The organism is Pedobacter rhodius (assembly GCF_027213645.1).
In the GTDB taxonomy this organism is placed as follows: domain Bacteria; phylum Bacteroidota; class Bacteroidia; order Sphingobacteriales; family Sphingobacteriaceae; genus Pedobacter; species Pedobacter rhodius.
Window position 1 is genome coordinate 410155 of record NZ_JAPWGL010000004.1, and the last position, 24755, is coordinate 434909.

Sequence of the window (24755 nt, forward strand, 5' to 3'; positions counted from 1 at the left end):
AAAGTTAATACTGCGTTATACAGAACCTATGGTTTTCTATATCAAACCTGTTATTTTCAGGAAATAGTTTTTTGTTTAATATAAAGCCAGGCCCAGATGCGCTTTTCCGGTAGATTCATATTGTATGGTGTTAACCGGAACTTCTACCCTGGCACGAAAAACCTGCTCATCGGCCTCGAAACTACAACGTGCATCTTCGCCATAGGCAAAATGCAGGCGTTCGGTCACATTGCGAAGCCCTGCTTTACTGGAATCACTTTTTGAATTGAGGTTCAGGCCGTTCAGGGTTTCCATAACCAGGTTATCATTTTCTATCCCAACATAAATCTGAACGCCAATTTCTTTGTCCGCCACATTTCCATGCTTAAAAATATTTTCGACCAGGGTCATCAGTATGAGGGGAACGAATTGCAGGGTTCCGGCTTCTTTATTGAAATCGACAATGATATTCAGTTCCTGATTTTTTCTCAGTTGATAGAGGCGTATGAGTTTTTCAACTTGTTCCATTTCCGCCGAAAGCAGTATAAATTCTTCCTGCTCCGCAGAATCTACCGCATACCTCATCATTTCAGATAAATTCATAATCGCATCTGCCGCATCCGGCGATTGTACACTAATGTTGTGGTAAACATAATCGAGGGTGTTGAAAAGAAAATGCGGATTTATCTGTGCTTTAAGAAAATCGTTATAAGCTTTTGAAAGTGCTCTTTTTGTCCGTTCATCTTCTATTATCAATTGAAGCCGCTGCTTTTCGAGCTCCAGACTAATATTTTTCTGTTTAATAAAGTTTTTGATAAAAAAATATGCCACTGCTATTCCAAATATGTATACGAAGCGGAAAAGGATTTTGGCAATGTAATTTGAGTTGAGGGCTATTTCAATTTTTTTCCCAACCAGATTAAAATGGATAAGCAGTGTGTCTATCCAGTAATTAGCAAGTGTAAAAATAACGAATAATGCAGCCACAGCTAATGGAAATTTCCAGATAGAAAAAATCAGGTTCTTAAAAGTCCATGGAAATACGAGGTCTCCGGCAAAATAAAACCAGGTGATAAGTAAAGCGTAATGCACGCCGTAATTCAGGAATGTACTTAAAGTTCCATTCATGGCCCAAACCACCCAAACTTCATAAGCAATAAATAATGACCAGGCCAATATATGGAGCCAGTAATTTCTGTAATCACCTGAACTACTTTTATTCATGAGATATAAATATTTTATATAGAAAACATAACATACTGTATAACAACTTATTAAATCATTTCGTGCAAGGCTAATTTTCATTAAAAAAACAATATGAAAAAGCCAGCAATCACATTAACAAAAAAAACAGTTTTCGTTTATAAATCAGTAAAAACTACTTCTGATTTCAGAGCTACAAAAGCAACTGATCCATTAACCAATACAACAACCATTACCGTGAGCAGTGCAGTATGCATTGATTACTAAATTATCGAGCCAGGCGAAAAATTATTTACGCCTGGCTTTTATCAGTTTCGAATCAACAAAATCGTTAAAATACTTTTTATAATACTCCCCTACCGTAATGCGCGTTCCGTTCTGCATCTTTATGGCACTTCCTTCAATGTATTCTATATATTCGGGAGCGATGATAAAACTTCTTTGAAACTGCATAAACCAATCGAACTGGTTTAATTTTTTTGATACTTCTGAAAGAGACATATAAGTAGTAATACTTTTACTTAATGTATGTATCTGTACATAATTTAAACGGCTTTCTACCGCAACGATATCTTTATAGCGAATCTTTACCAGGCGCAGGTTATCTTCTTTGCTCTTAATAAACATGTAATCTCCGCTGTCTTCACTTTCTGTTTCTATAATTTTCTGTGGAAAGAGTTTATTTATTGTTTTAATAAATTTTGCTAAAGAATAAGGTTTAAGCAGGAAATCATCTGCCTCTACCTCGAATGCTTCGTAGGCGTACTTACTGTGTGCAGTAGTAAAAACAAGTTTATTAGTTTTAGGTTTTACAGATTCTCCGAGCTCAATCCCCGTAATTCCCGGCATATCTACATCTAACAAAATTAAATCCACATTATTTCCAGATGAGATATCAAGCATTGCTCTTACAGGATCTGTATATGTTTTAACAACCTCCAGCGCTGGTATAGCAGTCATATAACGCTTCAACCCTTCTATAGCATGGGGTTCATCATCAACAATGATACAGCTTATCTTCTTTTCGTTTTTCATCACATATAAAGATAATGGGTTTCTACTGCACAAAATAGTTTTTAGCATCTATTTCCTCAAAAACTTACTAATCATATAGAAAAACTATGATTTCATCCTGAATTTAATGGGTTTTATAATTCAAAAAACTGAGGTAATAAGCTGTCGCTCATTACCTTCATTTTATTTGAATTCATTTTGTGAATATCTTTTTTGTAAATACATAATATTCAGTAAGCAGGTATATTATTTACAATAAAAAATCAAACCGACTTTCTTTGGAAGAACATTTTTATAATTTAAAAATTAGCTGACCCACATAAGCATCCGCTAATAAATGCTACAAGTAAAACTTACAAATGCAACTAAGGTCCAGAAAAAAAACATTGATTTTAGATAAAATACTCAAAGCTAATGTACCGTGCTTTTCGTAATTTTCGAGATGTATAAAATTAAATTCTTAATCTTCCTCTTTTTTCTAAGTACTGCAAGTCAGGCAGAAATTAAACTCCCAAATCTGGTTGGCAGTAATATGGTTTTGCAACGCGATAAGCCAATTAAACTTTGGGGTTATGGAAAAATCGGAGAAAAAATTCAAATTGCATTTGCAGGTAAAAATGTAAAAACCGTTGTTAACGCTAATGGTAAATGGCAGGTTGTTTTACCTAAAATGCAGGCTGGAGGTCCTTTCGAGATGGTTCTGCAAGGTGAAAATAAAATCACGCTATCAAACATTTTAATTGGCGATGTATGGCTTTGTTCAGGTCAATCCAACATGGAGTTTAACCTTCAGGATGCATTAAATTCGGATAATGAGGTTAGGCAGGCAAACTATCCTCAAATTAGATTATACAGCATTGATAAACAGATTTCACTTACCCAGAAAGACGATAGCAAGGGAAACTGGAATTTATGTACACCGGAAAATGCAAAATACTTTCCGGCTATTGGTTACTTTTTCGGAAGAAGGATTAACCTGGATTTAAAGGTGCCCGTTGGTTTAATTAATGCAAGCTGGGGCGGTACCGTAATCGAAAGCTGGATAAGCAGTGAGGGATTATCTGGCGAAGAAACCTTTGGCGAAAAAGCAAAGGAAGTTTCAAAATTTGATACAGCCGCTTACAATCAAAAACAACGGCTACTGAACAAACAATGGGTAGAAGATTTTAATAAACAAGACGACGGTCTAAAAAATGGCGAATATGTTTGGGCAAATGAGAATGCTTCGAACTGGAACAGCATTAACTTACCAAGCGGATGGGAGTTTACCGGCAAGCCTGATTTATGGGAAATGGATGGCATTGTCTGGTTTAAGAAAGAGATTGAACTTAATGAGAATGACCTAAAAAACGATGCTTTACTCAACTTAGGCGTAATCTTAAACGCCGATGAGACCTTTTTCAACGGAGAATTGATAGGTAAAACCGGAGATTCCTGGGGTAAAATCCGTAATTATACCATTCCGCAAAAACTTTTAAAAATCGGAAAAAATGTAATTACCGTTCGGATAGAAAATTACGGGGGTGACGGTGGTTTTATGAGTAAAGCAGATTTATTTTATTTAAACACCAATGAAAGAAAAACGACTCTGGCTGGCGCATGGAAATATAAAATTGGCTATAAATTAAGCAACTATAACCGGCCTGAAAAACAAATTAGTCCGAACACCTTACCGACGCTGATGTATAATAATATGATTAGCCCGGTTGTTAATTTTAGTATTAAAGGTGTTTTGTGGTATCAGGGTGAAAGCAATTGGGACAGAGGCTATCAATACCGGGCGCTTTTTCCAAGAATGATTTCAGATTGGAGAACAAAATTTAAAGATAAAAATTTCCCCTTTTTATTTGTACAACTGGCCAATTACCATAAAAAAAACGATAGTCCTGCCGATTCTTATTGGGCAGAAGTTAGGGAAGCACAAGATTTAACCCAAAAGGTTAATAACACCGGAATGGTTACAGCAATAGATGTTGGTGATCCGGCAAATATTCATCCTAAAAATAAACAGGAAGTAGGCCGGAGATTGGCTTTGCTGGCAGAAAAACAGGTATACCATTTACCTGTAGATTCTTTAAGTGCTGCATACGAAAGTTTTACGGTGAAAGACAAATCGATTATTATCCAAATTAAAACTGTTTACGATGGACTTAAATCAAAATCAGGTACACCTGGAAACTTTCAGATAGCAGGAGCAGACAAAATCTGGTATTGGGCTACGGCTAAAATTACTGCTAAAAATACAATTGAAGTTTCAAGTGAAAAGGTTGAAAAACCAGTGGCGGTACGCTATGCCTGGGAAGACAATCCGGCCGATGCTAATGTTATCAACTCGAAAGGTTTTCCGCTATTCCCTTTCCGAACGGATGATTGGAATGGGGTTACCTATGGGAAGAAATAAACCGATATTTTAACGTCTAACTCCTCGGCTGTGTTTCACCGACCATGGGGTTGACTTAAGGTCATCTCGATCCGATAGCTATCGGATGAAGCGCAGCGAAATGGAGAGATCTTTGAAACGAACTCTTTTTCCTAATTACAAAGATTTCTCGACTCCGTTGTACTTCGCTCGAAATGACGACCATGTATATGTAATGAAAAGGTAGCTAACTCCCATAGCTCCTCGGTCTGTGTCTTACAGACCGAAACTAAACTTAATGTTTATGGCCTGTGAAACACAGACCGGAACGAGAATAATCATGATGGGTCGGTGCGCCACCGACCATGGGGTTGACTTAACGTCATCTTGATCTGATAAGCTATCGGATGAAGCGCAGCGAAATGGAGAGATCTTTGAAACGAACTCTTTTTCCTAATTACAAAGATTTCTCGACTCCGTTGTACTTCGCTCGAAAAGACGACCATGTATATGTAATGAAAAGGTAGCTAACTCCAATAATTCCTCGGTCTGTGTCTTACAGACCGAAACTAAACTAACTTCCCGGCCTTTGGCTCACAGACCGGAACAAGAATAATGATGATGGTCGGTGCGCCATCGACCATGGGCTTGCACTTAATCTTTGAGACACAGGCCATGGGTACAGGAGACGAATTGAAGATGAAACCTACGCAATTCTTCTGATTAATTCTATACAGGCCCGGCTATTATGATAAGGGCATTTCCAAATCCCGACTTTATCTTCGTTTGGCATAATTTCACCTTGCGCCGTTATACCCCAGAACCATTCGCCTTTTTTGTAATTGATAATATTATCCTTTATGAAAGTCCAGTTTTTTAAGCTGATTTTCAAGAAATCTTCATCGTTTGATATTTGCCATGCATTAAAAAAACCAACCATAGCTTCTGCCTGTACCCACCAGTGTTTCTCTTTAATCAGATGGTTTTCAGATGGGTCATATTCATACCACAAACTCCCGTCTGCATCCAGGCCGTTTTTTGAAACACCGGCCATTTTTAAGGAGATAGATTTTATGGATTCAATCAATGTTTCGTCATGAACAACTCCGGCAGCTTCGAGTAATAACCAGGCCGCTTCAATATCATGTCCGTAAGAAATTATAGCTGATTTTGCTTTCCAGTTTTCATCAAAGAACAGAATTAAATTTCCGGTTTCCGGATCGACAATATGCACCTTAAAATTTTCAACTAATTCAATAATCCTGTTCTTCAGGCGTTCGTTTGGCCAGATGCGGTAAAGCGTTGTAAAGGCTTCCAAAACATGCAAATGCGTGTTCATTGTTTTCTTTTCATTTGCATCCTTTTCACTTAAACGCAAATCGTTCAGCGATTTCCAGTCTCTGGTAAAAGCTTCAAAATAGCCGCCTTTAACCTGATCATAACTGTGATCAATTAAATTAATGTATAGCTTAATTGCCCTTTCTTTTGCCGCTTCATCTTTACTTGCTAAATAATATTCGCTTAACGCATAAATTGTAAAAGCTATGGCATAAACTTGCTTTTTTGTATCAACAGGATTCCCTTTTGCATCAAGCAGCCAATAAACGCCGCCAAATGCTTTATCAATAAAAAATTCTGTAATGTATTGAAAAGCACGATGCGCAACCGCCAGGTATTCCGGATTTGCTTGTAAATTATATGCCGCAGAGAAAGACCATAGAATTCTGGCATTCAACACACTGCCTTTTGGCGCAGCGTAGTCAATATGATTATCATTATCAACTTTCCCGACAAAACCCCCATTAATTTCATCAATAGTGAAATTTTTCCAATAGCTCAGAATATTTTCCAATTCTGAGCTTAATTCTTTTTTATATTGTTGTAAATCTAATTTCAAACTATCCTGAAATTACTGAACTCAACTTGTTCTTTTCTATATTGGCTAAAATCCTGTTCACTGTAGCTGCAGAACGTAATTCATCTGCAGGGGTATTCATCACATAATCCAGAAGAATGTTTAATGAGCTGGTTGCAACATGCATTCTGGTATCGGAAGAAGCGTAATAGATAAATACAGTACCATCCTCATCTAAAATCCATCCGTTACTAAATACTACATTCGATACATCACCAATGCGCTCTGCACCTTCAGGCGCCAGGAAATAACCTGCCGGTTTGTAAATCACTTTTGTCAAATCATGCAAATCTGTCATAAACATATAGAGTACATAGCGTAATCCCGCAGCAGTATTTCTTACCCCATGGGCTAAAAATAACCAGCCATGTGCCGTTTTAATAGGCTCCGGACCCATTCCGTTTTTTGCTTCATAAACGGTATGATAGTTTTTATTGTCAACAATCAATTCTTTTTCGATAACGGCATTTTCTATCGAATCGCTTAACCCGAAGCCTATTCCACCGCCGGTTCCGCTTTCTATAAAACCATCCTGCGGACGGGTGTAAAAAGCATATTTCCCATTTACAAACTCAGGATGCAAAACCACATTTCTTTGCTGTGGCGACGGTGTTTTTAAATCGGCCAAACGTTCCCAGGTTTTTAAGTCTTTGGTACGTACAATTCCGCATTGTGCTACAGCCATAGATTGATCATGAGCAGGTGCGCTTGGATCTTTTCTTTCGGTGCAGAATAAACCATACATCCAGCCATCTTCATGGGTTACAATACGCATATCGTAAACATTTGTGTCTGGCTCATTAGTTTCGGGAAGTATCACAGGCTCCTCCCAGAAAGTAAAATTATCAATTCCGTTATCACTTTCCGCAACTGCAAAAAAAGATTTCCGGTCGGTTCCTTCCACCCTGACTACTAAAATATACTTGTTATTAAACTTGATTGCACCTGCATTGAAAGTAGCATTAATGCCAATCCTTTCTAATAGATAGGGATTTGTTTGAGGGTTAAAATCGTATTTCCAGTTTAACGGCGCATGACCAGCGGTTAAAATGGGATGCTCATATCTATCGAAAATGCCGTTCCCCAAGACTGCCTTTTTATTTTTAAGCGCCACCAGGTTCTTATAAGCTTCTTCTAATTGCTGTTTTCTTTTTTCAAAATCTATCATAAAAATATTCTATATCTTTTTAATCTTCTAATTTATTCCACCAGGTTTTTTTCAAAATAAATACGATTAAGGCCAGAACGGCAATCGTAATAAAAAGTGGGGTATGCATACTTAATATGAAATACATTGGTAAAATGGTTAAACAAAGCTGGGCGATAATACCCAATACAACGTTAAACATATCGAGTTTAAATCTTTTATTGGCCTGAAAGGATGGATCTTCAGCCACGACCAAAGTATGGATTGGTTTCCAGAAGCCCCAGGGCCTTACCGTTTTATAAAACGATTTCAGCACGGTTTCCTCAGTCGGAGGTGCAGCATAAGTACCTGCAATACAGCCAATCATCGAAAGCACAAATAATAATGGCCACCAATATAACGGCAGGCCTTGCGTAACATATGGCATTGCCAACGCGGCTGCAATACCAACGGCCATTCCCCAGAAAAACCCATTGGCATTAAAGCGCCACCAGTACCATTTTAAACAATTGGCCGCCACATAGCCACCATATAAACCACCAACTATCCATTGCAGAATATCGTTTACGTTATTGGCGAAAAAACCCAGGATTACACCAATCGCAACAACCACTATCCCAACCAGATAATTCATGTTGATTACCTTTTTGGTGCCGGCATTCGGGTTAATGTATTTTAAATAAATATCATTCACAATGTAAGCCTGAGCGGCATTCAAGGTTCCACTAAAAGTACCCATAAACGCGCCAAGCAAGCCGGTAAGCACGATGCCTAATATACCAACGGGCAGAAAATTATTAATGGTAGCCGGTAAAATCCGTTCGAAATCAGTAACACCATCAGGCCCTTTTAAATAAATCTGGTTGTAGTATAAAAGCGCGAGGACAGTTAAACCAATCACCATTGAATAGCGAATTGGCAATAATATGATGCTGACAAAACCGGTCATTTTACTTGCATCTTTAGGGCTTCTGGTACTCAACACTTTTTGCATATCATAATTTGGCGCTGGCCCTGCAAGTGATGCAAAAACACCTTTAAGGAGCATCATTCCAAAGAAAATTCCAAACAGGCTGAAACCATCATCGGCAATTTTTTTATTGGCATCGGCTGCAATTTTACTCCAGTCTAATTCCAGTTTCCAGCTGAAAAACGGATTATCCCAACCCTTCGGAACGTTCAGCGTTTGCCCATGCAGGTGATTCATTGCAATAACGGCTATGGCAATACAACCAACCGTCATAAAGGCATATTTAATCATATCGCCTAATACAATGCTGTGCATACCACCCAAAATAGAATAGAACATGGCAAACAGCGTAAATACGATTCCATAGAAATGCGGAACGAAGCGGGCGGGAACATCAAATGGTACATAGCCTTTTACATAATCCCAGGGAATGAAAATTTCCATGAATTTGCCTAAACCAATAAAGCCATAAGCCAAAAAGCCGAAACAACTGATAAGCGCAAATGCAATCACCACTATATGAGAACCTTTTACACCTTTACCAATTGAACCAAACCGTGTTTGCAACCATTCTGCCCCGGTATTTGCATTACTTCTGCGTAACCATTTGCTTAAAAACATCATCATAAAAACCTGGTTGAATACCGGCCAGAGCCAGGGAATCCAGATGCTTTTTAAGCCATAAACAAAACATAAAGCCACCATCCACATGGTTCCGCTGATGTCGAACATATCAGATGCATCACTTAATCCAAGTTTATACCATGGAAGCGATTTACCGCCCATCATATAACTTTCCTTGTTTTGCTTAGCCTTTTTTCGATACCAAAATCCAATGAAAATCATGGTAGCGAGGTACAGGATGATGATTAAAACGTCTATTAATTGTAACTTCATTGTTTGGTTTATTGCGCTGTAATTATTGGTTTCGTGTATAAGTTATTTTGTTTTGTATAAGTCCATCCCAACATCCATCATAAAAAGTGTTTTTGGATTATTGTAAAATTCCTTAAAATCGGCCTCACCAGGATGCCCCGGGTAAGGTGCATAAAAATGCCCGGTATGGGCATTTCGCCATACCATTAAATAAGAAATACGGGATGCACTTGCATCGCCCATTATTTTATTAAAAATTGTTGTAAACCAATTGGGCTGTACAATTTTTTCCTGACCGGTTTCTGTTAATGCCGCTATTTTATTTTTTGACATGGCATAGTCGCAGATCTGTCCGATTGATTTAACTGCTAGATTAATCGATCTTTCGTCATTTATATCTTTAAGTTCATGGTAATCATCAAAACCCAGTACATCTACATAATTATCGCCGGGATAACGTTCCATATAATTATCGAAATTACCGGAAATCCGGTCGGGAGAATAAGCATAAATAATGTTGTGCAGCTGCTTTTTATCGCGTAAATACTGAACGGTAAATTGCCACAATGCCTTATATTCTTCAACCGTACAAAATGGTTTTCCCCACCAAAACCAGTTGCCTGTATGCTCATGGAAAGGGCGAAAAATAACCGGAACCGCGACACCGTTTTCGGTTTTTAAAGATTTAATGAATAATGCAATCTTATCCAGCGCGCTGGTAAATTCCTGATGCTTTTCTCCACCCGGTAAAATCGCTGAAACACACCTCGTCGTATCGTAAAAATTCTTTCCGGTTACAAAATTCTGAACGTGCCAGCTTAACGTATTTACACCGCCCATTTTGTACGCTTGCAAACAATAACTTTTAATTTTTTCAGCACTTCGAGTTTCATTTTCTTTGCTATCGTTTTTTGCAATTGCTTCCAGATCCCATCCAAAAAGTGCCGGATGCGAGCCGGTAATGTTCTTAACATCACTTCTATCGTATTCCCCTTTCCAGCCAATGCCATACATTAAAGCATCCTGTTGACCAAACAGTACCCCCTTACCAGCTAAATTTTTAAGGTTAAAAAACAGTGCTTTTGTTTCTTTACTTGCTTTGGCATCAATCGTATGGTTTTGAACAACAGACTTCTGCCCATAGCAAACGGAAAGCGTTATACAGAACATGAAAAAATAGATGGAAATGATTTTTTTCATGTCTGTTATTTATAGATTGAGTATTTTCTTAAACCTTTCTGAAGGAGAATTTTATTATTTTTTACAAACTTCAAAAAATCCGACGCAGAAACTTGTCCGGGATAGGGTGCATAATAATGGTTATCCTTTTCTCTTTCGCGGTATCCGGCATTTCGCCAGAACAATACATAAGAAGGCTTATTATCTTCAATTGCCTTTGCAAAAACGTTGGTCCACCAACTGGCATCCGGAATTTCTACAAAACCTGTTTCTGCAATGGCACTTAATTTTTTCTTTTGAATGGCAACCTTATTTTGAATGGCTAAAGCTTTAGCAACATCCTTTGCAAAAGATGCACCTTTGCTTACTCCTCCGTACTGATAACTGTCGAAGCTCAATACATCTGCAAAATCGTCTCCCGGATAGCGTTCCAGGTACTGCGCTTCGGTATTAAAATCGCATGGATTGAACACGTAAATCAGGTTATGCAATTGTTTATCATCTCTCAAATACCGCACGGTAAATTGCCACAACGCTTTATATTCTTCAGCGGTACAGGATTTAGAACCCCACCAGAACCAGCCTCCACCATTTTCATGAAAGGGCCTGAATAAAATCGGAATTGCCTTTCCATCAGTTCCTTTTAATGATTTTACAAATACAGAAAACTTATCGAGCCAGCTTTTATAAAGCAAATGTTTTGAACCCTTTGGCAGGATAGACTTAACAGCCATTGACGTGGTATCCCAGGAAGTTTTTCCGTTATCCGGATTATCCATGTGCCAGCTTAAGGTATTTATTGTTCCTAAGTCGTATGCCTTTTTTATATACTGTTTTAGTTTTTCAAATGGAACACCATCAATATTTTGCTTTTTGTTGGTTTCTAAACCGGAAACATCCCAACCAAAAACTGCCGGATATTCGCCGGTTAAATCCTTAATATCGCTCCGTCCGTTCTGATATTTCCAGCCAACACCATAAGCCATGTCGTCCTGATGCCCAAACAGCACCGCTTTGCCTGAAAGACGGAGTAAATTATTGTACAAATTACTGGTTTGTGGAGTTGCTTTATCATCAATTAACTGACCAAAAACAGCAACGAAAGGCAAACAAAATAACAGGAAAAATGGAAGTGTTTTTTTAATCATTCTAATTAATTTTGGCTAGTAGTCCGGCTCATATAATAATTATCTAAATTACCGATGTAATTCTCTTAAACAATAATACTATTTTAACCATTTCGTATATAATATACATTATTTATGCATCAATTATGCCTTAATGTATTAATAAACAAATATATTTTTATTACATTGCATCAATGTTCTTTTATCTTAAAGATATTTTTTTCGAACGAATTAGTTATGAATAACATCATTAAAGAAATTACGCCACTTACTCAGAACGATTGTTTTACCATTTTTTCAAGAGTAAAAAAAGACTTCGATTTCCCACTTCATTTCCATGAAGAATTCGAGCTCAATTTAATCCTGAATGCCCCGGGCGCAAAACGGATTGTTGGCGACAATATAGAAGAAATTGCCGATATGGAACTGGTATTGGTCGGGCCGAATCTTTCTCATGTATGGACCACTCATAATTGTAAAAGTGAAGAAATAACCGAGGTTACGATTCAGTGGCATAAGGATCTTTTTGATGATAAAATGTTGCGCAGAAACCAGCTGAGTTTTATCCGTAAAATGTTCGAACGTTCTGTTAGGGGGATTCTTTTTCCGAGGGAAACCATTGAAAAAGTTTACAACCGCATTCTGGCGATAAACCAGCTGCAGGGTTTTGATTCTGTTCTGGAGTTGATGAGCATTCTTCACGACTTATCCACGTCGAAAAGCATGCGGGTTTTATCGGATGCAACGTTTAACAATGACCAGGTTTTAAACTACAATAGCAGAAGAATTGATAAAGCATTTGAGTTTATGAATGCCAATTTTGATAAGCCGATTACTTTAAAGGATTTATCCAAACTGGTGAGTATGACGGAGGTTTCTTTCAGCAGGTTTATAAAAAAACGTACGGGAAATACCTTTATTGATAGTTTGAATGAAATCCGTTTAGGGCATGCAACGAGAATGCTTATCGAAACCACGCACTCCGTTGCAGAGATTTCTTACAATTGCGGCTTTAATAACATTTCTAATTTCAACCGCTTATTTAAGAAGAAAAAACATTGTACGCCTAAAGAGTTCAGGGAGAATTTTTCAGGAACAAGGGTTTTCATTTAGGTGGTTAATTGCTGAATTGTTAAGTTGGTTAACTGTTGAATTATTATTGGTCATTGGACCATCATCCGACAGGTTTCGGATGCGAACTGAAACAGGGGATGCGGGAAAGCGTAAAGCCTTCCTATCGCGGGCAGGGAATCTTACAGTATAACTCATCGCAAGAAAGGTTGCTACAGCCGATGAAGAATCGGCTTAGCAATGACGATTTTTCGAGACGTCATCCGATAGCTATCGAATGACGGGTTGTTGAGCCTGCCGGTAATTGACATAAAATTAAGAACGCTCCAAAATCAAGGTCAAAGCATCATGAGATGGAACTTCAGACTTGAAACTGTTTTTTGTATTTCCCAGTGATTTTCCTGTCCATGCATTTTTGATTTTGTATAAAACAGATGCGGCATTTAATTCCTTTTGAAAAACTTCATCTTTAACGTTTTCGGCTTTCCAGTTAAAATCTATCTCTTTACTTTCAGCAGAACGGTTTAAAAAAGTAACCGCCCATTTCCCTTTATTTAAAGGCTTGAACCAGATTTCAAATCCATTTGCTTTCGAATATTTGAAACCCTGAATACCTAATGAATCCTGATTGACGGAAATAATATTTTTGTTGGTCAAAACGTCAATTGTTTCCTGGTTCATATTTCGTAAATCATTTCCGGCAATTAACGGTGCGGCTAACATGGCCCACATGGCAAAATGTGCCCGGTCTTCGCCCGGTGTCAATTTTCCATTACCAATTTCCAACATATCAGGATCATTCCAGTGTCCAGGGCCTGCATATTGACGCAAACCATCCTGCTTATCTAAAATTTGCATTACACCCCACGATTTCCAGGTACCATGATCTTCCACGCAATCGAAGCAGTTAAAAATATCGCCGCTTGTACGCCATAAATGCCCAACCGCCGGACCCCAAATCCAGGGTTTATCATTTCCCCACTCGCAGATACTTAATACCATCGGTCTTCCGGCTTTACGCAGGGCCGCTGTGATTGTTTTATATGCACCTTCCGCTTTTAATCCTTCGGTATTGCACCAGTCATATTTCAGGTAATCAATACCCCAATTGGCGTAGGTTAGTGCATCCTGAAACTCATAACCCCTGCTTCCCGGACGACCACCACAAGTTTGTGAGCCGGCATCAGAATACAAACCCAATTTTAAGCCTTTGCTGTGAATGTAATCGGCCAATGCTTTCATACCGGAAGGAAATCTTTTTGAATCGGGATGGATAAAACCCAGGCTGTCGCGATCGCCATGCCAGCAATCATCAATGTTTATATAAGTATAACCAGCTTGTTTCATCCCCGAACTCACTAATGCATCAGCGGTTTCCCTGATTAATTTTTCATCAACATTGCAGGCAAATTTATTCCAGCTGTTCCAGCCCATTGGCGGTGTTAATGCCAGACCATCGAATTTACTGTAATTCTGAACATAATTATTGCCCTGACCGAATGCATTTAAAGTAATCAAAATAAAGAAAAGTATTGTCGCTGGTATTTTGCTTGAATAATGGTTCATCGTAAAAATTATTTTTGATTCAGGGATATTAATTTTGTTCTGATAAAAGTTCCGGCAGGTGTTAAATCAGCTTTACGCCAATTACCGGAAATGGATGCGCCCGGCATGAGCAAGGCGGTGGTTTCTTTTTTATCGGTTATATTCCAGTTTGCCCAGCAAAGCTTATTTTTTTCCATCCAGGCAAACCACTTATCTGTTTTGCCCAGGTCAAATACGCCGTCGCCGGTGGCTTCGCCCACGCCCCATTCGGTAACAAAAAGTGGCAAACCTAAAGCAATTGCCTCATCTGCTTTACGCATTAAACTTTCCTGATGAGCCGGATCGGACGCATAAAAATGAAATGAGTATGCAATATTATGGAATCCCTGAATTGGACTTTTTGCCGTAACATCAACGTCCTGATCCCAGGCGGAACTGCCAACAACAATTATATTTGTGGCATCGTATTTACGAATTTCAGGAATAATTTCCTGTGCATAGTTTTTTATAATTGCCCAGTCAATACGTTCGGGTTCATTCCATATTTCATAGATGAGGTTCGGAACACCTGAATACCTTTTGGCCATTCTACCAAAAAAATCTTTCGATTGCTGTACATGCTGATTGGCATGGTGATCATGCCAGTCCAGAAGCACATACATTCCCTGCTTTATAGCTGCATCAATTGTGTTTGTAATAAGTTGTTCCTGCCCCATCGGATCCTGGAGATATCCTTTATCAGGTTCAATGGCCATAGAAACACGCAGAAGACTGATGTTAAAATCGTTTTTTAGCCATTTTACAACGGCAGGATTATAGTATTTGCGACCATCCCAAATGCTCCACGACAGGCTTAAGCCACGCAATTGTACAACATGACCAGATGCATCTAAAATTTTAGCTCCATCTACCTTCAATTTTCCATACTTTTCCACAGGTGTTACTTTTTGCGCCAGCGCAGTAGAAACCACAAAAATAGAAAGCAGCAGTAATGAAGTAAGCTTCTTTATAAGATATTCTTTTTTTGATGCTAACATTAGTTTAATTTATAAACAGATGGCATTTTATCCGAAAATAAAATATATCCGTCATTTTTAAAATTTATAAAATCATTTGCAGCCGGATGCCCGGCATAAGGTGTCCAATAGGCGTCTTTAGTATTTGCCCAGAGCAAGGCGTAGGCAAATTCCAGATTTTGATTTTTTAGTGATTTTAACAGCTGTTGGGTAAACCAATCGCTTCTGCTTAAATTTTGTAAACCAGTTTCAGTTAATGCGGCCAATTTATTATGGGCCTTTGCATAATCCGAAACGATTTTAAATTTGGTTGCAGCGACGTTAGGCGAAACGTTGGCTTTCATATCTTCATAATTATCTGTTCCAACCAAATCCACATATTCATCGCCGGGATAATAGGTTAGGTATTGCGATTGAGAATTGAAATTTCTATCCGGCGACCAGGCAAAAAGAAAATTCCTCACGCCCAGGTCATCTCTTAAATATTTAACCGTATATTGGTACATGGCAATATATTCAGCTGGTGTACAATGGCCACTTCCCCACCAAAACCAACCGCCATCCATCTCATGAAAGGGTCGAAAGATAACCGGAACTAATTTACCGTCGGCACCAATAAGCGTTTTGGCATAATCTGCAACAATTTTTAATGAAGCCTTAAAAGTTTCATTTGCGGTTCCGCCGGGTAACACCTGATTAACCGCCGTAACCGGAGAATCAGACCAGTAAAAATTTCCTTTAGAAACCGGATTGGCGTAATGCCATGCATACGTATTAATACCGCCCCGATTATAGGCCTCGATGGTTAGTGTCCTGGCAATTGCTTTTTCGTAATCAAACCAGTTCCCGGTTGAAAAATTAGTCATATGGATGAAATCATGTCCATACACTGCAGGATAGGCACCCGTAATGGTTTTAACATCACTTTGTGTAGTGGAAACACCTGAAAACTGTTGCTCGTTAGCCCATTGGGTTGTTGCATTTGTAACACCACGTTTAGTGTCATCCTGATGGCCAAAAAGTACATTTTTCTTTGCACTTTGTTTCAGGTTATAAAAAAGTGAGGCAGTTTCATCCGTTGCATTCTTATCAACCAGCCAGGTTTTAACGGTAGCTAAACTCGGCACAGCATCAGGGGGCGTTACAACAGGTGGCGTAACTGTTTCAATTATCGCCTCATTACTTTTCTTACAAGAAAAGGATACACTTAGACAAAGTAGGATTCCGAGAAATATTCTTTTGCTTTTCATAGTCATTTCGTTTTTGCAGGTATATTTTCTTTTTCAAATTCTTAAACAGAGATTACTTTAGCAGCGAGATCATCAATAAAAAAAGTTCCTGAGGCTTCACTTAGAGCAATCATTAATCTAAAACCGGTTGCCTCATCAGGTACGCTCAAATTTTTCCTGAAGGCAGTCCAGTCCTCGGTTCCGGTTTTTTCAATCAATGGAATTCCATCTCCCAATTTTTTATCGCCCCTGGTAAACTCCAGAATAATTACCGCGGTATTCCAGGTGTTTTTTCCCTGCGCTACATCATCCGTTTATAAAAACCTGTAATGCTGATGGCTTTTGTATTTTTTGGCAAATTTACCTTTTGATCTATTCCTTCCCATTTGCCCTTTACATAAGAAACTATGGCCAGACTTGCGGTTCCGGATTTATGAACAAAAGTTGAAACTTTTGCATTTCCGGCATTCCAGCTTTCCAGCTCATTCTCAAAACCACCATTACGAATCAGGTTTTTTTGTGCATTGGCCTGTAATGATGCAAGTGCGAGTAAAGCAGCAATAAATATCTTTCTCATATTATATCGGGTTAGGACTATTACTTCAAAAAAGATTTAATTATTTTCCAGGTAGAAGCGTCGCTATCAAAAACAGTATTTAAGCCTTGTTCTTCCTGAGGCGGATCGCCGGAGAAATCATCGCCATTTTTCCAAAATACCTGGTTTTTTACCGGCCTTGAGCTACCCCCGAATGCCCAGAAATTGCACCCGGCGATTGCGCCGTTCTGTTTCTTGCTTTCTTTCCAAGCATTGAAAATGCTTTTATAATAAGCGTCGCGTAGGGCTGTTGAACTTGAAATGGCAAAAGAATGGCCGTCCCGGGGTAAACCAAACTCTTCTATAACCATTGGTTTATTCAAAGCTTTTGCAATGGCTTCATGCATTTTAATGTATTCGCTGGTTTTATCAATAACCTGTTGCAGGTTTTCTGACGTAGGCGTTTCTTTAAACCAAGACCAGTTTTTTGGCCAGATGTGAATCGTCAGGTAATCAATATTTTTAAGCTGATGGATTTGCGTAAACAATTCCGCATTTTCTTCGGTACCCATTATACCTTCACTACCAATCGTAACGAGGTGATTTTTATCCATCGATTTTATTAATGCCGACGTATTATCTATCCAGGCTTTATACGCAGGAACAGTTGCTGCCCGCATAGCCCTCGGTTCATTCGCCAGTTCCCAGGCCATAATTGCGTTTTCCGAAGCATAGGTTTTACCCGAATAAATGCTTTTATGCTTAAAAATATAATTTAACTGTTTGTTGTAATCTGCTTTACAGCTTTCGCAATTGTAAAATTTACTGGTATAATCGCGTTGCTCATCCCAGGTTAATTTTCTTTTTAATGTCTCATTATCCAGTTGCCCGTTCCAGTTCAGGTATTGCAAAAATCCTCCGCTCCACTCCCAGTTATTGCTTAGAAATAAAACAGCATACATTTTTCGTTTAGACATTTCCATTAACAGGAAATCTAAACCCTTTAAAAGCGCTTCATTAAAAACGCCATGTTCAGGTTGTAACGAAGGTTCAACACGATCTACACCATTAATCTTCCCTTTGCCTTCTGAACCAACCAAAACCCTTAAGTTATTTATGCCTTGTGCCTTTAAAAAATCGAGTTCTTTTACCAACCGCTGTTTGCCACGTAACGGGTCTCTTTGTAAAGCCAGCAATCCGCCGTACCAATAATTTGTGCCGATGTAGTAATAAGGTTTTCCGTTAATTTGAAATTGCCGACCTTTTTGCTGTACGAAAAATTGCTGAGCGCTTGCAAAAAAGGATGAAAATAAAATCGCAATTAGCAGCGTGGTATTTTTAATCATTTCTATTTTAAAAGAGGTTGCGTCTTTAATTAACTTATTTTTGAATATTATCGCACTGGACCCGCCGAAACATTTAAAATCAGTTTTTAAAATGGTCTTCGACAGGCTCAGTACGACATTTACGATATTGATACAACCTCAATAATTAATTGAACGCTATATAAATCCTAAATCGTCTACATAGATTGTGCTCGGCACTGCGTTGCCTAAGCTTTGCAGCACAAATTCTGTTATAACCGTTGGGTTACCTAAATCTTTTAGCTGAATGGTATAGTCTGTGTAAACGCCAGGTGTTAATGTTATGGGAACTGCGTTACCATAATTACCATTAATAACCAACTGAACTTTGCTTCCGGCTACTATGCCTGCGCCACCATAGATAGAAAATTTTATAGCGGTTAGCCCTGATTTCACGACATCTATGGTTGATCCATTATAGCCTATCTGCAATGCGCCATATCCATCTGTAAAAGTTGTTGCAATGGCATTGGTGCCACGTTTCACATTTACAGTATTTACTAAGTTTATGGTACTGTTATAACCTAAATACGAACCCCAGCCTGTTGCAAAAACATCATCATAAAGCAAAGCTTTAAAACCAAAAGATCCTGTTGAGCGGGTTGTACCACCTGGAGTAGTTACCAAAATACGCGATTGAACAACACCGGCTGGTACTCTTACCTGTATCTGTGTACTGGTGGGCGTACCAACAATTTGTGCCGGGATAGAATCGAAAGTAACTTTTGTAACGCCTTCGAAAATGGTTCCAACTAATGTTACAATTTCGCCTGAACCTGCAGCAACCGGACTAAAAGAAGTAATTATTGGCGGTGGTTGTAAAATAGGAAAATTGAAACTTGCTGTACCAAATTTTGTGGTAACAACTAATTTATTGCTCTGACTTGCGCCGTAAGGCGTTGTTGCAGGTATAGAAATGATGATACTTTTATCGGTTAACAAAGCGGGATTATAATTAACCTGCACCCCATTAAATGAAACTGAAAGTGTGGTTAAAAGGTTTTCTCCAACAATGGCATATTGATTATTTAATCTTCCGGCAACAACGGTAGAATCGAACTTTACCTGTCTGGTTTCATCATATATAGAATTAGAATCTAACGTAACTCTGTGCACTACATTTGGTAGCGTATCTGATTTACTTATAAGCCTTACTTTGGTAATTACAGGTGCTCCGCCTGCACCCTCATCGGTTTTCTTGCATGAAGAATAACCCATTGCTACTGCCATAAACAATAAAAGCAGTGCAAATTTCGATTGTTTGTTTATCTTTTTCATGTTCATTTTATTTAAAAACATAAGGTACTGGTGGTTGTAGTAATTTAGGATTTGATGCAACTTCTGTAGCCGGAAAAGGGAATAAGAATTTCGCATTCGTCATGGTAGAATATCCGTTTCCATAACTGTTAGATGGTACACTAGCATCGCCCGCTCCACGATCTTGTTGATTGATAATGGTAATTGCATTTGGATGATTGGTAACATTAAATCCATCTAAACGGCATAAATCAAACCAATAATCAAATTCGAACATAAATTCTCTGCGTCGTTCTTCTAAAATATCATCACGATATAATTGAGCTGGTGCGTTAGTAGGTTTGCCTGGCGTATTGTTTGGTGTGAAATAGCCACGTCTGATTTCTGTTAAATTACCCAAACCCGCACGATTTCTGATTTTATTAATTGCTGCTAATGCTTGTGCATCTGTACTAGTTCTTGCACCAGCCATTATTGCTTCAGCAAGGATTAAATAAACTTCCGAATAACGCATCATATACACATTATTTGCTGATGATTGAGCTGAACCAACTCCTCCATTATCAGCAGGCGTACCAACCACATATTTTTTAACAAATGTGCTTGTACCTTGTCCCTGGTTGGCCAATTGTGTGTAACCACCTGTAGCTTGATTAAGCTCAGGATAATTAGATCCAACTACCATTATGGTTGGTTTAAAACGCTTATCATCTTGTTGAAAACTATATAAGGCATCAAAAGTTACACCCAAAACACCATAACCATCTCCGGTTCCGGTAATTACAGTACTTGCTGCCCAAGATGCTTGCAATGGATTGCCTCTACCATAACCGCCTGCTCCAGACCATTGAAGTGCGATTACAGATTCTTCGTTATTATTATTGGCTGTTAAAAATAAATCTTTAAACTCCTTACCTTGGATATCACTACCATAAAGTTTAAATTCACCGCTGCTAATTACTTTCTGAGCAGAAATTCTGGCATTATTGTAATCTTGCATGGTTAAATAAACTTTGGCCATTAAAGCTGTTGCTGAACCACTAGAAACACGACCTTGTGCAATAGAATTTCCACTTCTGATTTGAGGCGTTAGGTTGGCTTCAGCAAATTTTAAATCGTTAAGAATAAATTTGTAAACATCAGTTACCGGATTGGTATTAACCTGAAAATTTTCTACATAATCTAACGTATTTTCGATGATAGGCACATTTCCAAACAACCTAACCAAATGAAAATAAGCCAAAGCTCTAAACAAATGCGCTTCACCTAAAGCATTATTAACAACTTTGGCATCTATCGTTGCAGGAACTTTTGCAGGTAAATTATTTAATATGGCATTGGATTGTGCCACAACAATCCATAATGAATTATAAGCATTTGCAAGTTCGGTGTTTCCATCAGTTACTGAGAAATTTCCAAAATTTACTACATCTGATGAATATGAACGACCGTTTCCGCTAGCCATTTCTGTAATGGCCCATCCTCCTTTTGCTACCCATCCAAACCAAGGGGCACTATAAAGTACATTGGTGCTTGATTTTACCTGATCTGCCGTTTGATAGAAATTATCAAGCGTAATTGAGCTTTGGGGTGGGCGATCGAAAAATTCTTTTTTACAACTGGTTACTGTACTCATTAGAAGAACAGCAATTGCAAATGAATATTTTATATATGTTTTCATATTTCTTTTATTAAAATTCTGCATTAATACCAAAAGTGTAAGTTCGTGGTGTTGGGTATCTTCCGCTATCTACATTTGTTAAAAACACGTTGTAGTTTTGGTTTCCAACCTCCGGATCAAGACCTTTATATTTAGTAAATACGTATAGGTTTTGTACGCTGGCAAAAACTTTTAATCTATTCAGCTTTATTTTACGGATAAATTCTGATTGAAGATTATAGGCCAAGTTTACGTTCTGAACACGCAGAAAAGATCCTGATTCTATAAAACGATCGGAGTTTTTAAGGTTTGGGTTATCTCCACTACGAGGTGCAGGAATATTAGAACCTGTATTGGTTGGACTCCAGAAATCAATAGCAGAAGCCAATTGGTTTTGATATAATCCTGATAATCCTTTTAGTTGATAGTTAAGCGCATTTAGAACTTTAGCACCATATGAACCATTTAAAAAGATAGATAAATCGAAAGATTTGTAAGAGAAATTATTGGTAATGCCATAAGTAAATTTAGGATTTGGATTTCCTAATGATGTTTGATCGGATTCATCAATTTTACCATCGCCATTTACATCTTCAAATTGGATATCACCCAACCATGTACCTGCATTATTATTGATTATTGGTCGACCGAATTGAACAGGAGCATTTCTTAACTGGTCATCTGTACGGAAAATATCTTTTACTTTATAACCATAAAATTCACCTATTGAGCCGCCAACCTGAGTTCTGGTAACCGTCATCTGAAGGAAACTTACATTTATTTTTCCATCGATAAATGGAACACCATCTGCTAAAGAAAGTACCTTATTGTTGTATTTAGAGAAAATTACTGTTGTATTCCATTTAAAATTACCCGTTAAGTTTTTGCTGTTTATGGTAAAATCAAACCCTTTGTTGCTCACTTTACCACCGTTAATGTAAGGCGGACTAATTACACCTGTACTCGAATAAGCTGCCGCTTGTCCAACCAAATAAGCCGGAAGTGGTTTTTGGAAAAGGAAATCCTTTGATGTTTTATTGAAATAATCAAATGAAGCATCTATTCTTCCTTTAAAAAGACTAAAATCAATACCTGCATTGGTTTGCACAGCGCTTTCCCATGTTAAATTTGGATTGGCCACTTTATCAACCGCAAAGCCGGTACCCAAACCTGTAACAACTGGTGTTAAAGCCGAGCCGTACTGATAATTTGGAAGATTCTGATTACCAACTTCACCATAACCTACCCTTACTTTGATATTATCTGCAACATCTTTTATGCCTGACATAAAAGATTCATCAGATAAACGCCATGAAACTGCAAATGCCGGAAAATAACCCGTTTGCTTTCCTTCAACAAATTTTGATGATTTATCTGAACGGATGGTTGCTGTTATACTATATTTATTGTTATAGGTATAAATTCCCCTAGCAAAAAATGATTCTAAAGACTGGCTATCTTTGTATTCGCCAATTACGGCAGTTTTAAGGTCGCCCAAGCCAAGGGTTTGCAAATCATTACTTAAAAAGTTCTGAACCGAAGCATCTGTTCCGCCCCAGCTTGATTCATTAACCTCATAGCCTAATAATGCTGTTAAATTATGTTTTTCATTAAACGTATGTGCGTAGGTTAAATATTCTTTCCAACCCCAAAATGTAGTGTTTGAATTGTATTCCTGTAATCTGGCCGTTGCATTACCATAAATTCCGTACTGATAAGTAGGAACAAATACTCTTGCTGCAGAATAATTAAAATCACCATTCACTTCTGATCTTAAGGTCAAATCTTTTGAAAATTTGATCTCGCCATAAAGCGCACCGTTTAAATTACTTCTGTTTAATACATTTGTAATTTCTAAAGATTGCGCTACCGGGTTAATCTGCCCGCCTTGTTGATTTGAATTTGGAATTGGTCCGGCAAATGTTCCATCAGGGTTTCTAACGGCCTGATCTGGAGCACTCAATAATGCATTATAAACTATACCAGTATTATTTGATAAACCCTGATTTTCGTTTGAGCGACTACCAGATAATGACAGACCCACTTTTAACCATGGCTTAACCTGACTGTTAGTATTTGTTCTGAAAGTATATCGTTTGTAATCGCTGCCTAAAATGGTACCATCTTGTTTTAGGTAACCGCCAGAAATGTAATAATCCAGCCCATCTTTACCACCAGAAATTCCCAATTGATGGTTTTGCATTACCGCATTTCTAAAAACCTCATCTTGCCAGTTGGTACCTTCACCCAACAATGTTGGATCGGCAAACTCACCCCTTCTTTGAACGCCTGTAACATCTGCCAAAGCATTTTCTAATACGGCATATTGCTGAAGATTCATTACATCAAGAAATCTGCCTTGCTGCGAAACGGCGCCGTAGCCATCATAAGTTACTCTGGCTGAACCATTTTTACCGCGTTTAGTTGTGATGATAATTACCCCATTTGACGCACGACTACCATATATAGCAGTTGCCGATGCATCTTTCAATACATCAATAGATTCAATATCGCTTGGATTAATTAACGACAGCGGACTTACCGCAGATTCGCCATTATTAGCCGATAAACCAACTGTTCTACCACTTGTTGATTGATTGGTTGCATCTCCAGAAATAGGAACACCATCTATTACGTATAAAGGCTCGTTTGAAAGGCTTAATGATGTTACACCCCTAACCCGTACCGATGTTGAACTTCCTGGTGCACCAGAGTTCTGTGTAATGGTAAGTCCGGAAGCTTTACCCTGCAGCATTTGGTCGATACTTACCTGGGGTACATTTGCAATATCAGCGGCTTTGACAGAAGAAATTGCGCCATTAACGTCACCTCTCTTCTGGTTACCGTATCCAATCACAACAACGTCTGATAAATCCGTTGATGCAGACTTCAGCACAACATTTATTACACTTTTTTCACCTACAGTAATTTCCTGTTTGTTAAGACCTATGAACGAAAATACTAATGTTGTTGCCGAACCTGCCGGAACATTTATTACATATTTACCGTCTGAATTTGTGGAAACTGCTGTTTGAGAATTTTTAATTAATACACTGGCGCCAGGTAAAGTGGTGCCCTTTTCATCTGAAACAGTTCCTGTAATTTGCCTTGTTGTTGTATTCTGCGCCATTGCCGGAGACAGTATTACAAAGCATAGAACAAACAGAATTACCGCTCGTAAAGTTCTACTCATAATTATTTATATTTAGTTATTTTTTATTAATTCAAATTTAACAGCATTGTTAAAGGCTTTTATAATATTATTTTAACTTATGATAATCTAAAAAACACAACAGAAAAAGTATAATT

General features: G+C 38.2%; 19 protein-coding genes. 3 read left to right on the forward strand and 16 right to left on the reverse strand.

Annotated elements, in window-relative coordinates:
* Window positions 1-75: 75 nt before the first annotated feature.
* Window positions 76-1203, reverse strand: coding sequence for a sensor histidine kinase (locus tag O0931_RS16130; protein WP_269416507.1), 1128 nt, complete (start codon window positions 1201-1203; stop codon window positions 76-78).
* Between the two features lie 93 nt (window positions 1204-1296).
* On the opposite strand from O0931_RS16130, the gene O0931_RS16135 reads away from it, so the two are divergent.
* Window positions 1297-1449 (forward strand): hypothetical protein, encoded by a 153-nt coding sequence (locus O0931_RS16135; RefSeq protein WP_269416508.1) that lies wholly within the window; start codon window positions 1297-1299, stop codon window positions 1447-1449.
* A gap of 21 nt (window positions 1450-1470) precedes the next feature.
* Here the strand turns inward: O0931_RS16135 and O0931_RS16140 are convergent, their stop codons facing one another.
* Window positions 1471-2217 carry a LytR/AlgR family response regulator transcription factor gene (locus O0931_RS16140; protein ID WP_269416509.1) on the reverse strand — a complete coding sequence of 249 codons (747 nt, stop codon included), beginning with the start codon at window positions 2215-2217 and terminating at the stop codon, window positions 1471-1473.
* Window positions 2218-2638: 421 nt separating this feature from the next.
* Between O0931_RS16140 and O0931_RS16145 the strand changes: the two genes are divergently transcribed.
* Window positions 2639-4597 (forward strand): sialate O-acetylesterase, encoded by a 1959-nt coding sequence (locus O0931_RS16145; protein ID WP_269416510.1) that lies wholly within the window; start codon window positions 2639-2641, stop codon window positions 4595-4597.
* 664 nt (window positions 4598-5261) lie between these two features.
* On the opposite strand, the gene O0931_RS16150 is transcribed toward O0931_RS16145, so the two are convergent.
* Genes O0931_RS16150 through O0931_RS16170 form a run of 5 tightly spaced genes read right to left on the reverse strand, consistent with a single transcriptional unit; the run spans window position 5262 to window position 11790 of the window.
* Complete coding sequence (locus tag O0931_RS16150; protein ID WP_269416511.1) at window positions 5262-6452, reverse strand: AGE family epimerase/isomerase; 1191 nt, start codon at window positions 6450-6452, stop codon at window positions 5262-5264.
* A gap of 1 nt (window position 6453) precedes the next feature.
* Window positions 6454-7638, reverse strand: coding sequence for a glycoside hydrolase family 130 protein (locus tag O0931_RS16155; protein WP_269416512.1), 1185 nt, complete (start codon window positions 7636-7638; stop codon window positions 6454-6456).
* Between the two features lie 19 nt (window positions 7639-7657).
* Window positions 7658-9484, reverse strand: coding sequence for a sodium:solute symporter family protein (locus tag O0931_RS16160; protein WP_269416513.1), 1827 nt, complete (start codon window positions 9482-9484; stop codon window positions 7658-7660).
* Window positions 9485-9526: 42 nt separating this feature from the next.
* Entirely contained in the window at window positions 9527-10663 is a 1137-nt protein-coding gene (locus O0931_RS16165) for a glycoside hydrolase family 26 protein (protein ID WP_269416514.1), read from the reverse strand.
* 5 nt (window positions 10664-10668) lie between these two features.
* Window positions 10669-11790, reverse strand: a complete 1122-nt coding sequence (locus O0931_RS16170; protein WP_269416515.1) for a glycoside hydrolase family 26 protein — start codon at window positions 11788-11790, stop codon at window positions 10669-10671.
* A 216-nt stretch (window positions 11791-12006) separates the two neighbouring features.
* Between O0931_RS16170 and O0931_RS16175 the strand changes: the two genes are divergently transcribed.
* Entirely contained in the window at window positions 12007-12882 is an 876-nt protein-coding gene (locus O0931_RS16175; RefSeq protein WP_269416516.1) for a helix-turn-helix domain-containing protein, read from the forward strand.
* A 273-nt stretch (window positions 12883-13155) separates the two neighbouring features.
* Here O0931_RS16175 and O0931_RS16180 read toward each other — a convergent pair whose 3' ends face one another.
* The 9 genes from O0931_RS16180 to O0931_RS16220 form a co-directional block, all read right to left on the reverse strand.
* Window positions 13156-14406, reverse strand: a complete 1251-nt coding sequence (locus O0931_RS16180) for a glycoside hydrolase family 27 protein (RefSeq protein WP_269416517.1) — start codon at window positions 14404-14406, stop codon at window positions 13156-13158.
* A gap of 8 nt (window positions 14407-14414) precedes the next feature.
* A complete protein-coding gene (locus O0931_RS16185) occupies window positions 14415-15422 on the reverse strand; it encodes a glycoside hydrolase family 5 protein (protein ID WP_269416518.1) in 1008 nt (335 codons plus the stop codon).
* Complete coding sequence (locus O0931_RS16190) at window positions 15422-16651, reverse strand: glycoside hydrolase family 26 protein (RefSeq protein ID WP_269416519.1); 1230 nt, start codon at window positions 16649-16651, stop codon at window positions 15422-15424. Before O0931_RS16190 ends, O0931_RS16185 begins: the two co-directional genes overlap by 1 nt.
* Before the next feature lie 41 nt (window positions 16652-16692).
* Window positions 16693-16866, reverse strand: a complete 174-nt coding sequence (locus O0931_RS16195) for a hypothetical protein (protein WP_269416520.1) — start codon at window positions 16864-16866, stop codon at window positions 16693-16695.
* 65 nt (window positions 16867-16931) lie between these two features.
* On the reverse strand, window positions 16932-17207 hold the full coding sequence (locus tag O0931_RS16200) for a hypothetical protein (protein ID WP_269416521.1): 276 nt from the start codon (window positions 17205-17207) through the stop codon (window positions 16932-16934).
* A gap of 20 nt (window positions 17208-17227) precedes the next feature.
* The gene (locus tag O0931_RS16205; protein ID WP_269416522.1) at window positions 17228-18511 is read right to left on the reverse strand and encodes a glycoside hydrolase 5 family protein; all 1284 of its coding nucleotides are present in this window, start codon (window positions 18509-18511) and stop codon (window positions 17228-17230) included.
* A gap of 156 nt (window positions 18512-18667) precedes the next feature.
* Window positions 18668-19807: an IPT/TIG domain-containing protein gene (locus O0931_RS16210; RefSeq protein ID WP_269416523.1), complete on the reverse strand. Its 1140-nt coding sequence runs from the start codon at window positions 19805-19807 to the stop codon at window positions 18668-18670.
* Window positions 19808-19814: 7 nt separating this feature from the next.
* Window positions 19815-21467, reverse strand: a complete 1653-nt coding sequence (locus O0931_RS16215; protein WP_269416524.1) for a RagB/SusD family nutrient uptake outer membrane protein — start codon at window positions 21465-21467, stop codon at window positions 19815-19817.
* A 10-nt stretch (window positions 21468-21477) separates the two neighbouring features.
* Window positions 21478-24639, reverse strand: coding sequence for a SusC/RagA family TonB-linked outer membrane protein (locus O0931_RS16220; RefSeq protein ID WP_269416525.1), 3162 nt, complete (start codon window positions 24637-24639; stop codon window positions 21478-21480).
* Window positions 24640-24755: the final 116 nt, after the last annotated feature.